Below are 13,354 nucleotides of genomic sequence, written 5' to 3' on the forward strand. Positions count from 1 at the left end.
TTTACGACAAGGCTCTGGAACCTCTATTCCACACAGTTGTTGCGTGGTTATGGCGCAGGCCGGGTGCTATGATCCAGCCCCTGCGTCGCAAAGAGTACAAACTCCCCGACGCATGTTTATGTCTGGCCGCCCGTGATCGGCCTTGCGCTCACCGCAACTGACCTGATTAGGAGATTAACCATGGCTTTTGAATTGCCAGCGCTGCCCTACGCACACGATGCCCTGCAGCCGCACATTTCCCGTGAAACCCTGGAATACCACCACGACAAGCACCACAACACCTACGTCGTGAACCTGAACAACCTGGTGCCAGGCACCGAGTTCGAAGGCAAGACCCTGGAAGAGATCATCAAGACTTCTTCGGGCGGTATCTTCAACAACGCCGCTCAAGTATGGAACCACACGTTCTACTGGAACTGCATGGCGCCAAACGCTGGCGGCGAACCTACCGGCGCTCTGGCTGACGCGATCAACGCTGCGTTCGGCTCTTTCGCCAAGTTCAAAGAAGAGTTCAGCAAAACATCCATCGGCACCTTCGGTTCCGGTTGGGGCTGGCTGGTGAAAAAGGCTGACGGTTCCCTGGCTCTGGCCAGCACCATCGGTGCCGGCAACCCGCTGACCAGCGGCGAAACACCGCTGCTGACCTGCGATGTGTGGGAACACGCTTACTACATCGACTACCGCAACGTGCGGCCGAAGTACGTAGAAGCGTTCTGGAATCTGGTCAACTGGAAGTTCGTCGCTGAGCAATTTGAAGGCAAAACCTTCAAAGCCTAAGCGCTGATCCAGACAAAAAAACCCGGCATTGCCGGGTTTTTTTTCGTTTGTGCTTGGCTCTTTTCTGTATTGTCACCATGCGATAGCAGACTAATATCAGTTTCTTGACAACTTTACAGATCAGCGCTCAAGTTCCACCTGTATTCGACCGACATAAATAGGGACAGCCTTACCTCGGTCTCTAGAACAGCATTAACGCCGGGTACACGCAACTGACCTACAGATGTGATTGCCCCTTTGACGAGCCGCTTGTGTTTACCAATACTCGCACACGGTCACACGCTCCCAGCACGGATTAAGGAATAACCATTTGAAGCTGGAACTCAGAAACAGCTTGTCGGTAAAGCTGCTGCGCGTGGTGCTGCTCTCGGCGTTGATCGTAGGGGTGGTCTTGAGTTGTGCGCAGATCGTCTTCGACGCCTACAAGACCCGACAAGCCGTCGCCAGTGATGCCGGACGCATCCTCGATATGTTCCGAGACCCCTCGACCCAGGCGGTGTACAGCCTGGACCGGGAGATGGGCATGCAGGTCATCGAGGGACTGTTTCAGGACAATGCGGTGCGCATGGCGTCCATTGGGCATCCGAACGAAACCATGCTCGCGGAGAAATCCCGGGAACTGAAACAGACGTCCACCCGCTGGCTGACCGACCTGATCCTCGGACAGGAGCGCAGCTTCACTACTCAGCTGGTCGGTCATGGCCCGTACAGTGAGTATTACGGCGACCTGCGCATCACCCTCGATACCGCCACCTATGGCGAAAGTTTTATCGTTAGTTCAGTGATCATCTTCATTTCCGGCGTGCTGCGAGCCTTGGCCATGGGCCTGGTGCTGTACCTGGTCTATCACTGGCTGCTGACCAAACCGCTGTCGAAAATCATTGAACACCTGGCCCATATCAACCCCGACCGCCCCAGCCAGTATCAACTGCCGCTGCTCAAGGGTCATGAAAAAAATGAATTAGGCATTTGGGTCACCACCGCCAACCAATTGCTGGCCTCGATTGAACGCAACACGCATCTGCGCCACGAAGCCGAGAACAGCCTGCTGCGCATGTCCCAGTACGACTTCCTCACTGGACTGCCCAACCGCCAGCAATTTCAACAACAACTGGACAAGATTCTGGTTGATGCCGGCCGCCTGCAACGTCGGGTTGCGGTGCTGTGTGTCGGGCTTGATGACTTTAAAGGCATCAACGAACAGTTCAGTTACCAGGCTGGCGACCAACTGTTGCTGGCGCTGGCTGACCGCCTGCGTGGCCATAGCGGCCGACTGGGTGCCCTCGCCCGCTTGGGCGGCGATCAGTTTGCGTTGGTACAAGCCGATATCGAACAGCCCTACGAGGCCGCCGAGCTGGCGCAGAATATCCTCGACGATCTGGAAGCCCCCTTTGCGCTGGACCAGCAGGAAATCCGTCTGCGCGCGACCATCGGCATCACCTTGTTCCCAGAAGATGGCGACAGCACCGAGAAGCTGCTGCAAAAAGCCGAACAGACCATGACCCTGGCCAAGTCCCGGTCGCGCAATCGGTATCAGTTCTATATCGCTAGCGTCGACAGCGAAATGCGTCGACGCCGTGAGCTTGAAAAAGACCTGCGCGAAGCCTTGCCACGCGATCAGCTGTATCTGGTCTACCAGCCGCAGATCAGCTACCGCGATCACCGCGTCGTCGGGGTTGAAGCCTTGATACGCTGGCAGCACCCCGAGCACGGCCTGGTACCGCCTGACCTGTTCATTCCGCTGGCCGAGCAGAACGGCACGATCATCGCGATTGGCGAGTGGGTACTCGATCAGGCATGTCGGCAGTTACGCGAATGGCACGACCAGGGGTTCAGTGACCTGCGCATGGCAGTCAACCTGTCCACCGTGCAACTGCACCACGCCGAATTGCCGCGCGTGGTAAACAACCTGCTGCAGATTTACCGCCTGCCGCCGCGCAGCCTGGAACTGGAGGTCACCGAAACCGGCCTGATGGAAGACATCAGCACCGCAGCCCAGCATCTGCTTAGCCTGCGCCGCTCCGGCGCGTTGATCGCTATTGATGACTTCGGCACCGGCTATTCTTCCTTGAGTTACCTCAAGAGCTTGCCGCTGGACAAAATCAAGATCGACAAGAGCTTCGTCCAGGACCTGATTGATGACGACGATGACGCCACTATCGTGCGCGCTATCATCCAGCTGGGTAAAAGTCTCGGCATGCAGGTGATTGCCGAAGGCGTAGAAACAGCCGAACAAGAGGCTTACATCATTTCTGAAGGCTGTCACGAAGGCCAGGGCTACCTCTACAGCAAGCCCCTGCCCGCCCGTGAACTGCTGGCTTACTTGAAGCAAGCCCAGCGCTCCAACGCGGAAATCCTGTAACCCGGAACGGCCCCGCTCTACCACTCCTTCCCCCCGCCGTTACACGCCGAAATGCTGAGTAACCAAGTTTTTCTGCGCGGCCCCTTTACATGGAATGCATATCTTTCGCATTATGGCGCCGCCTTTACAATTGCTAACGCGTGTTATTCACTTCTCGACGCAGGATTTCGTCATGATTCGTATGCCTCTCGCAACCGCTAGTCTGTTGGCCTTCGCTATCTCGCTCGCTGGCTGCGGCGAAGGCAAGGACAAAGCCGCCGCGCCGCAAGCCCCGGTTGCTGCTACCACAACACCTGTTGCCGCAGGCCAGCTCGACGACGTCGCGGCCAAGGCAGTGGTCGCCAACTACACCAACATGGTCTTCGCCGTGTTCAGCGATGCCGAATCCACTGCGAAAACGTTGCGCACGGCGGTGAACGACTTCCTCGCCACCCCCAACGACGCATCCCTCAAGAAAGCCCGTGCTGCCTGGGTCGCCGCTCGCGTGCCTTACATGCAGAGTGAAGTCTTCCGCTTCGGCAATACCCTTATCGATGACTGGGAAGGTCAGGTTAACGCCTGGCCCCTGGACGAAGGCCTGATCGACTACGTCGCTGGCGATTACCAGCACGCGCTGGGCAACCCGGGCGCGACCGCCAACATCATCGCCAACACCGAAATCCAGGTTGGCGAAGACAAAGTCGACGTCAAGCAAATCACCGGCGAAAAGCTGGCCAGCCTCAACGAGTTGGGAGGTTCCGAAGCCAACGTCGCCACCGGCTACCACGCCATCGAGTTCCTGCTCTGGGGCCAGGACCTGCACGGCAACGGTCCAGGTGCCGGCGAGCGCCCGGCCACTGATTACGTCGAAGGCGCAGCGGGCACTGGCGGCCACAATGATCGTCGTCGCGCCTACCTCAAAGCAGTGACCGACCTGCTGGTCAGCGATCTGGAAAAAATGGTCGACAACTGGAAACCAGGTGTTGCAGGCAACTACCGCGCCTCGCTGGAAGCCGAGTCCGGCGAAAGCGGTCTGCGCAAAATGCTCTTCGGCATGGGCAGCCTGTCCCTCGGCGAACTGGCCGGCGAACGCATGAAAGTCGCGCTGGAAGCCAACTCCAGCGAAGACGAACACGACTGCTTCAGCGACAACACGCACAACTCTCACTTCTACAATGGTCTGGGCATCCGCAACGTCTATCTGGGTGAATACACCCGTGTGGACGGCAACAAAATCAGCGGCCCAAGCCTGTCCTCGCTGGTCGCCAAAGCGGACGCCACCGCCGACGCCACGCTCAAGGCCGACTTGAACGCCACGCAGGCCAAGCTGCAAGTGATCGTCGACCATGCCAACAAGGGCGAGCACTTCGATCAACTGATCGCTGCCGGCAACACCCAGGGCAACCAGATCGTGCGCGATGCCATCGCATCACTGGTCACCCAGACCGGCGCCATCGAACAAGCTGCGACCAAGCTCGGCATCACCGACCTGAACCCGGACAACGCTGATCACGAGCTCTGATTCAAGGTTCATACCCATTACATAGGTAAGTGTGATGGCCTCTTCGTGAATAAATTCACTCCCACAGAAAACATGCGATTCCCTGTGGGAGTGAACTCATTCACGAAAGCGGTATGTCAGGCCAAAACCGCACTATCAGGATGCTCCAGTGATTCCCTTGCTATCCCGCCTATCCCTTCCCCTGCTCCTGGTCATGACCATGAGTGCGTGCGATCACGCGCCGCGTTTCACTAAAGCCGAGCCGGGTGAAGCGTTGTCGGGGGGAAGCCCGACGGTGAGCAAGACAGACCGGAATGCTTTTTCGCTGCCCTCAGCCAATCTTTCGCCTGTACGGCGTCTGGATTTCAGCGTCGGCAATAGCTTTTTTCGCAGCCCGTGGGTGATCGCGCCGTCGACCACCACCGCCCGTGACGGCCTGGGCCCGCTGTTCAATACCAACGCCTGCCAGAACTGCCACATCAAGGACGGCCGCGGCCATCCACCTGCACCAGGCGACAGCAATGCGGTGTCGATGCTGGTGCGCCTGTCGATCCCCAATGATCCCGCCTACGCCACACTCATTGAGCAATCGGGCGTGCTGCCCGAACCGGTGTATGGCGGGCAACTGCAGGACATGGCGATCCCCGGCGTCGCACCGGAAGGTAAGGTTCGCGTCGACTATGAGCTGTTGCCGGTGACCTTCAAGGACGGCACACGGATCGAATTACGTCAGCCCAAACTGCAGATTACCCAACTCGGCTATGGACCGATGCACCCCGGCACCCTTTTCTCCGCGCGGGTCGCACCACCGATGATTGGGTTAGGTCTGTTGGAGGCGATCCCGGATGCGGCAATTCTGGCCAACGCCGACACTCAACACCAACGGAACAATGGCATTACCGGGCGCCCCAACCGGGTCTGGGACGACGCACAACAGAAAATCGTGCTGGGGCGATTTGGCTGGAAAGCCGGGCAGCCGAATCTCAACCAGCAAAATGCGCACGCCTTCTCGGGCGATATGGGCCTGACCACCGGCCTCAAAACCGCCGATGACTGCACCTCGACCCAAATCGACTGCCTCAACGCGCCAACCGGTAAAGGCCCTGAAGGCGAACCGGAGGTCAGTGATAACATCCTGCGTCTGGTGCTGTTTTACAGCCGCAACCTGGGAGTGCCCGCGCGACGGGATGTCGACAACCGACAGGTGCTGGCCGGCAAGACTCTGTTTTATCAAACAGGCTGTCAGCAGTGTCATACGCCACAGTTCACCACGGGTGCCAACGCCGCCGAACCCGAGCAGGCCAATCAAGTGATCCGCCCTTACAGCGATTTGTTGCTGCACGACATGGGCGAAGGACTGGCCGACCATCGCAGCGAGTTTCAAGCCACTGGCCGCGACTGGCGTACTCCGCCGTTGTGGGGCATTGGCCTGACCGAAACAGTCAGCGGGCACACACAGTTTTTACACGACGGTCGCGCTCGGAACCTGCTTGAAGCCGTGCTCTGGCACGGTGGCGAAGCGCACGCCGCGCAGCAACAAGTATTGGCGTTTAGCGCCGAACAGCGCACTGCATTATTAGCGTTTTTGAACTCGCTTTAACGATGTAATCCCTATTGATGAGAAGAGGAGCCGGACATGTTCCGCCCCAAACTGTTATTCACCAGCCTGGCCGCCTTTGCCATCGCCGCCTGCTCGCCACAAGACCCACAGGCCGTGACGTCTGCCGCCATCGCCAAACAGGTGATACTGCCGACCTACAGTCGCTGGGTCGATGCCGACCGCCAACTGTCGATCAGCGCGTTGGCGTTCTGTCAGGGCACGTCAGACCTGGACACCGCCCGCGCCGACTTCCTGCACGCGCAAAAAGCCTGGGCTGAATTACAGCCATTGCTGATTGGTCCATTGGCCGAAGGCAATCGCGCCTGGCAAGTCCAGTTCTGGCCAGACAAAAAGAACCTAGTGGGGCGCCAGGTAGAGCAATTGGTCAGCGCACAACCGCAGATCAATGCCGACGCACTGAGCAAGTCCAGCGTCGTGGTGCAGGGCCTTTCGGCGTATGAATACATCCTGTTCGACGCCAATGTCGACATGGCCAACACCGAGCAAAAAACCCGTTATTGCCCCCTGCTGATCGCTATCGGTGAGCGCCAGAAAGCGCTGGCCGAGGAGATCCTGACCGGCTGGAACAGCACTGATGGCATGCTCGCACAATTGAGCAAGTTCCCTAATCCGCGTTATGCCGACGCCCATGAAGCCATCGCTGAATTGCTTCGGGTGCAGGTCACCGCACTGGACAGCCTGAAGAAAAAACTTGGCACGCCATTGGGTCGTCAGACCAAGGGCATACCACAGCCGTTCCAGGCCGACGCCTGGCGCAGCAAGGCATCGCTCAGTAGCCTGGAAGCCAGCTTGATCAGCGCCGAGACGGTGTGGTCTGGCGTCGACAACCACGGCCTGCGTGGCCTGCTGCCCGCCGAACAAAAACCACTGGCCGACAAAATCGATGCCGCTTATGCCGCCAGCCGCCAGCTGCTTTCAGCGTTGAAACCTCCGTTGACCGACCTGCTCGCCACCGACGCTGGTCGTCAGCAGCTCAATGCCTTCTACGACAGCCTCAACGCCCTCCATCGTTTGCATGAAGGCGAACTCGCCAAGGCGCTGGGTATCCAGCTTGGCTTCAACGCTAATGATGGTGACTGATATGTTGCGACGTCAGGCCCTGGCCCTTGGAAGTCTGCTGCTCGGCGCTTGTACGCTGGGCGGCTGGACACTCTTTCAGCAAAAGGGGTTTCGGCAAAAAGGGGCGAACCCTCTGCTGCTTTCCGCTCGGGACGATGGCAACGGCAAGCACTATGCCGTGGGGTATCGTCTGGACGGCAGCCAAGTCTTCGCCACTCAGGTCGGCCAACGTTGCCATGACATCATCAATCACCCTGACCTGCCCTTGGCGCTGTTCGTCGCGCGCAGGCCCGGGACGCAAAGCTACCTGCTCGACTTGCGGGACGGTCGTTTGCTCCAGACCCTCACGTCCCGGCCCAACCGGCACTTCTACGGCCACGCCGTCATTCACAAAAGTGGCGAATGGCTGTACGCCACTGAAAACGACACCACCGACCCAGGACGCGGGGTGCTGAGCGTCTATCAGTTCGTCAACGAACGCCTGGTACACAGTGGCGAAATCCCTACCCACGGCGTCGGCCCTCATCAGGTGTCGTGGATGCCCGATGGCGAAACCCTGGTGGTCGCCAACGGCGGGATTCGCACCGAAGCCGAAAGCCGGGTCGAAATGAACCTCAATGCCATGCAGCCCAGCTTGGTGCTGATGCAGCGCGATGGCACCTTGTTGAGCAAAGAAGCCCTCAGCCAGTCGATGAACAGCATCCGCCATCTGGCCATCGCCAGCGACGGCACGATTGTCGCGGGGCAGCAGTTCATGGGCGAAGCACACGAGTCGTCTGAACTGCTGGCGATCAAACGCCCCGGCCAGCCCTTCGTGGCGTTCCCGGTGGCCGACAGCCAATCGCAGGCGATGAATCACTACACCGCCAGCGTTGCAGTGCACAGCGAACTGCGTCTGGTGGCCCTCACCGCACCGCGCGGCAACCGCTTTTTTATCTGGGATCTGGACAGCGGCGAAGTGCGTCTCGATGCGTCACTGGCCGACTGCGCAGGCGTCGGCGCAGTGACGGATGGTTTCGTCGTCACCTCAGGCCAGGGACGCTGTCGATTCTACGATTGTCGGCAAACAGAGCTGCTGGCAAAGCCTCTTGAATTGCCGGCGGGGCTCTGGGATAACCATCTGCATCTGGTTTGATGCAGGGCCAGCAAAGCTGGCTTATCCTGAACCAGCACGCCCGTAGTTCCTGCAGTATCGCCCCGAGACAACGCTGGGGCGGCGGGATTCATGTGCTCGCCCGATTCAACGGTTTTTCCAAGGAAGTGGAATATGCTGCGTCGCCGGATGCTGATCATGTTGGGGGTTGTGCTGCTCGTGGCGCTGAGCCTAGCGGGCTATAAAGCCTTTTCCGTCTATCGGCAGATCCAGGTATTCGCCACCCCCAAACCGCCCATCAATGTTGCCGTCGTTACCGCCAACGAACAACCGTGGCAGAGTCAGCTCCCGGCGATTGGCACCCTCAAGGCCTTGCAAGGGGTCGATCTGAGCCTGGAGATTGCAGGGACGGTCAAGGCCTTGCAGTTCGAGTCCGGGCAGAAGGTCACTGCTGGTCAGCTGCTCCTGCAGTTGGACAGCGATGTTGAAAGGGCGCTGTTGGGCACCGCTGAAGCTGAATTGGGCCTGGCGAAGATTGAGCACGGACGTGGCAGCCAATTGGTCGGTAGCCAGGCCATCTCCAAAGGCGATTTCGACCGGCTCGCCGCACAGTTGAAAAAAGCCTACGCCTCGGTCGCCCAATTAAATGCCGCGTTGGCGAAAAAAAGCATCCTCGCCCCCTTCAGCGGCACCATCGGCATTCGTCAGGTGGATGTCGGTGATTACCTCGCGAGCGGCACGATGATCGCCACGTTGCAGAATTTGAGCAGTTTGTACGTCGACTTCTATGTACCTGAGCAAGCGGTGCCGAAACTGGCGGTTGGCCAGGTAGCGCTGGTCACCGTAGCGGCCTATCCGGCACAAACCTTTGAGGCGAAAATCAGCGCAATCAACCCGAAAGTCGATGACGCCACGCGCAACATACTGGTCCGCGCCACGCTGCCTAACCCTGGCGGCGAGCTGCTGCCGGGGATGTTCGCCAGTCTGCAGGTATTGCTACCCGGCGCCAGCACCCGCGTGGTGGTCCCGGAAAGCGCGATCAGCTATACCCTCTACGGCAATTCGGTGTATCTCGTGGTGGCGAAAAAAACCGCCGGGGGCGAGCCCGAAAAAGACGCCAAAGGCGAGCCGCAATGGACCGTGGAGCGGCGCTTCGTCGAGACGGGCGAGCACCGCAATGGTCGAGTGGTTGTCAGCAAAGGGCTGAGCGCCGGTGAACGGGTGGTCAGCGCTGGCCAGCTCAAACTGGACACTGGAGCCCATGTCGCCATCAGTGCCGACAAGACACTGCAAGCCGAACAGAACAGCCCGCCACGCGCTGACTGATCAAGGAATTCTTCATGGCGTTTACAGATCCGTTCATCCGTCGTCCGGTGCTGGCCACCGTCATCAGCCTGCTGATTGTACTCTTGGGCTTCCAGGCATTCGGCAAGCTGACCATTCGCCAATACCCGCAGATGGAAAACGCCCTGATCACTGTGACAACGGCTTACCCCGGGGCCAACGCCGAGACTATCCAGGGCTATATCACCCAGCCGTTGCAACAGAGTCTGGCCAGCGCCGAAGGCATTGATTACATGACCTCGGTCAGTCGTCAGAACTTTTCGGTGGTGTCGATTTATGCACGCATCGGTGCGGACAGCGACCGGCTCTTCACCGAGCTGCTGGCCAAGGCCAACGAGGTCAAGAACAAGCTGCCGCAAGACGCTGAAGACCCTGTATTGAACAAGCAGGCCGCCGATTCAACCGCCCTGATGTACATCAGCTTCTATAGCAGCGAATTGAGTAACCCGCAGATCACCGACTATCTGTCACGGGTGATTCAGCCCAAGCTTGCGACCCTGCCGGGCATGGCCGAAGCAGAGATTATCGGCAATCAAGTCTTTGCCATGCGCCTGTGGCTCGACCCAGTGCGCCTCGCCGGTTACGGCCTGACCGCCAGTGATGTCACTGCGGCCGTGCGCCGCTACAACTACCTGTCCGCTGCCGGCGAAGTAAAAGGCGAATACGTGGTCACCAGCATCAATGCTGCCACCGAATTGAAGTCTGCCGAAGCCTTTGCCGCCATCCCGCTGAAAATCTCGGGCGACCGCCGCGTGCTGCTCAGCGATGTCGCCCGAGTGGAAATGGGGGCGGAAAACTATAACGCGATCAGTTCTTTCGATGGCACGCCGTCGGTCTATATCGCTATCAGGGGTACGCCCAGTTCCAACCCGCTGGACGTGATCAAGGAAGTGCGCAAGATCTTGCCGGAGCTGGAAAACCAGTTGCCGCCCACCCTGAAAATTTCCATTGCCTATGACGCTACCCTGTTTATTCAGGCATCGATTCATGAGGTGATGAAAACCCTGATCGAAGCGGTGTTGATCGTGATTGTCGTGGTGTTCCTGTTCCTCGGCGCCCTGCGTTCGGTGCTGATCCCGGTGATTACCATTCCGTTGTCGATGATCGGCGTGTTGTTCTTCATGCAACTGATGGGTTACTCGATCAACTTGCTGACCTTGCTCGCGATGGTGCTGGCGATCGGGCTGGTGGTGGACGATGCGATTGTGGTGGTGGAGAACATCCATCGGCATATCGAGGAGGGAAAGACGCCGTTCAACGCGGCCATTGAAGGCGCCAGGGAAATCGCGAGGCCGGTGGTGTCGATGACCCTGACCCTGGCAGCCGTCTATGCACCCATCGGTTTTCTTCAAGGCCTGAGCGGGGCCCTGTTTAAGGAGTTCGCCCTGACGCTGGCAGGCGCGGTGGTTATTTCGGGAGTGGTAGCGCTAACGTTGTCGCCGATGATGTGCGCCCTGCTTTTACGTCACAACGAGAATCCTCGTGGCCTGTCGCACAAACTTGATCAGACCTTCGGACGCCTCAAGGCCCGCTACCAACGCATGCTGCACGGCACGCTGAATACGCGGCCCGTGGTGCTGGTGTTTGCCTTGATCGTGTTATGCCTGATTCCGGCGCTGCTCAAGTTCACCAAATCGGAATTGGCGCCCGATGAAGACCAGGGCATCATTTTCATGATGGCCACGTCGCCACAACCGACTAATCTCGACTACCTGAACGCCTACACCGATGAGTTCATCGGGATCTTCAGGACGTTTCCCGAGTATTACTCCTCGTTCCAGATCAATGGCTTTGACGGGGTGCAGACCGGTATCGGCGGTTTCCTGCTCAAGCCGTGGAACGAGCGCAACCGCACGCAGATGCAGCTTCTGCCTGAGCTACAGGCCAAAGTCGCGAAGATCGCGGGCCTGCAAGTGTTCGGTTTCAACTTGCCGTCGCTGCCGGGTACGGGCGAAGGCCTGCCTTTCCAGTTCGTGATCAATACGCCGAACGACTATGAGTCGCTGCTGCAAGTGGCCACCCGGATAAAGACGCGCGCGGCCGAGTCAGGCAAGTTTGCGTTTCTCGATATTGATCTGGCCTTCGACAAGCCCGAGGTAGTGGTCGATATCGATCGGGCCAAGGCGGCGCAGATGGGTGTGTCCATGCTCGATCTGGGCGGCACGCTGGCAACATTGCTCGGCGAAGCGGAGATTAACCGTTTCACCCTTGATGGCCGTAGCTACAAGGTCATCGCGCAAGTCGAACGGCCGTATCGGGACAATCCTGACTGGCTGAACAATTACTACGTGAAGAACAACAAAGGCGAACTCCTGGCACTGTCGACGCTGATCAAGGTCCATGACCGGGCCAAACCGCGTCAGTTGAACCAGTTTCAGCAACTGAATTCGGCGATTATTCAGGGTTTCCCGATTGTCGGCATGGGCGAGGCTATCGAGACCGTTCGCCAGATCGCCACAGAAGAAGCACCACACGGTTATGCCTACGACTATGCGGGCGCTGCGCGGCAGTTCGTGCAGGAAGGCAATGCCTTGTGGATGACCTTTGCTCTGGCACTGGCGATTATTTTTTTGGTGCTGGCGGCGCAGTTCGAAAGCTTTCGAGACCCATTGGTCATTCTGGTGACGGTCCCGCTATCGATCTGCGGGGCACTGATTCCGTTGTTTCTGGGGCTATCGAGCATGAACATCTATACACAGGTGGGACTGGTGACGCTGATAGGGCTGATCAGCAAGCACGGCATCCTGATCGTTGAGTTCGCCAACCAATTACGCCGCGACAAGGGCCTGAGCGCCCGCGAAGCGGTCGAAGAAGCCGCTGCGATTCGTCTGCGTCCGGTATTGATGACCACGGCTGCGATGGTATTTGGCATGGTGCCGCTGATTCTTGCTACCGGTGCCGGGGCCGTCAGCCGCTTCGACATCGGCACCGTGATTGCCACGGGAATGTCGATCGGCACGCTGTTCACCCTGTTCGTGCTGCCGTGCGTGTACACGCTGCTGGCGGCACCTGACAAGAGGGCTGATCTGGCCCTCGATCTGTAGAAACCAAAAGGCCCCGTAAAAACGGAGCCTTTTGATTGACGAAAGTTTTCAATTTTCTTGTCTCATCCCTTGAGTCAAGCCATACATAAACAGTAATAGGTCATGATCGGGCCTCATAGACTCCTGAACCTTGGCCACACGTGGCAAGAGGCATCGACCCTCGCCATGTTGCGCACTCAATATCTTGGGCCCAGGTTGCTCCCAGAGGGCCAGCGCCAAGGATGCGATCCCTAAAGCCCCCACCAAAAAAAAACCTCGGGCTATTTCGAGTTTCATTAATGCAAGCCTTTGATAGCGCTGCCAAACGCCGTCTCGTAAAAGTAGACGAGTTTCTGCCATGCTGTTGCACTGAACGACGAATGGCGACGAAGATCGGGCTCGTCGACCCACTCTCCTCGCCGGGTCCAGAAGTACGCGAAACGATCCTGAACTGCAACATTCGGTTCTGCGACAAAGTCCACCGTCATCCTGTTACCTCTTGCGCAATAAATAAACTCGGCCTTACCCGCAGAAACTCACGCAGCAAAGCCAACGTGGGACACCTCTGCGAGCGAAACGGTTCCTTTATTTTGCA

The 13,354-nt window shown here is 58.4% G+C and carries 9 protein-coding genes and 1 pseudogene; 8 read left to right on the forward strand and 2 right to left on the reverse strand.

Going from position 1 to position 13,354, the window contains the following annotated elements:
- The first annotated feature begins 180 nt into the window (after positions 1 to 180).
- The 8 genes from sodB to RGU44_RS15165 all read left to right on the forward strand — a co-directional run bounded on the left by sodB (position 181) and on the right by RGU44_RS15165 (position 12,780).
- The gene (gene sodB, locus RGU44_RS15130; RefSeq protein ID WP_219062217.1) at positions 181 to 777 is read left to right on the forward strand and encodes a superoxide dismutase [Fe]; all 597 of its coding nucleotides are present in this window, start codon (positions 181 to 183) and stop codon (positions 775 to 777) included.
- Positions 778 to 1,087: 310 nt separating this feature from the next.
- The gene (locus RGU44_RS15135; RefSeq protein WP_322217906.1) at positions 1,088 to 3,139 is read left to right on the forward strand and encodes a putative bifunctional diguanylate cyclase/phosphodiesterase; all 2,052 of its coding nucleotides are present in this window, start codon (positions 1,088 to 1,090) and stop codon (positions 3,137 to 3,139) included.
- 172 nt (positions 3,140 to 3,311) lie between these two features.
- Entirely contained in the window at positions 3,312 to 4,640 is a 1,329-nt protein-coding gene (locus tag RGU44_RS15140; RefSeq protein ID WP_322217909.1) for an imelysin family protein, read from the forward strand.
- Between the two features lie 193 nt (positions 4,641 to 4,833).
- The gene (locus tag RGU44_RS15145; RefSeq protein WP_322278451.1) at positions 4,834 to 6,219 is read left to right on the forward strand and encodes a di-heme oxidoredictase family protein; all 1,386 of its coding nucleotides are present in this window, start codon (positions 4,834 to 4,836) and stop codon (positions 6,217 to 6,219) included.
- A 36-nt stretch (positions 6,220 to 6,255) separates the two neighbouring features.
- Positions 6,256 to 7,320, forward strand: a complete 1,065-nt coding sequence (locus RGU44_RS15150) for an imelysin family protein (RefSeq protein WP_322217912.1) — start codon at positions 6,256 to 6,258, stop codon at positions 7,318 to 7,320.
- Position 7,321: 1 nt separating this feature from the next.
- Positions 7,322 to 8,434 (forward strand): DUF1513 domain-containing protein, encoded by a 1,113-nt coding sequence (locus RGU44_RS15155; protein WP_322181753.1) that lies wholly within the window; start codon positions 7,322 to 7,324, stop codon positions 8,432 to 8,434.
- Between the two features lie 132 nt (positions 8,435 to 8,566).
- Positions 8,567 to 9,718 carry an efflux RND transporter periplasmic adaptor subunit gene (locus RGU44_RS15160; protein ID WP_322217915.1) on the forward strand — a complete coding sequence of 384 codons (1,152 nt, stop codon included), beginning with the start codon at positions 8,567 to 8,569 and terminating at the stop codon, positions 9,716 to 9,718.
- Between the two features lie 14 nt (positions 9,719 to 9,732).
- Positions 9,733 to 12,780: a multidrug efflux RND transporter permease subunit gene (locus RGU44_RS15165; RefSeq protein ID WP_322217918.1), complete on the forward strand. Its 3,048-nt coding sequence runs from the start codon at positions 9,733 to 9,735 to the stop codon at positions 12,778 to 12,780.
- Positions 12,781 to 12,828: 48 nt separating this feature from the next.
- Here RGU44_RS15165 and RGU44_RS15170 read toward each other — a convergent pair whose 3' ends face one another.
- Complete coding sequence (locus tag RGU44_RS15170) at positions 12,829 to 13,056, reverse strand: hypothetical protein (RefSeq protein WP_322181757.1); 228 nt, start codon at positions 13,054 to 13,056, stop codon at positions 12,829 to 12,831.
- A pseudogene (locus RGU44_RS15175) lies at positions 13,056 to 13,163 on the reverse strand (InaA protein); the annotation flags it as partial. The gene RGU44_RS15170 and the pseudogene RGU44_RS15175, both read right to left, overlap by 1 nt.
- Positions 13,164 to 13,354: the final 191 nt, after the last annotated feature.

This window comes from Pseudomonas sp. 5C2, from assembly GCF_034314155.1.
Taxonomy (GTDB): Bacteria; Pseudomonadota; Gammaproteobacteria; order Pseudomonadales; family Pseudomonadaceae; genus Aquipseudomonas.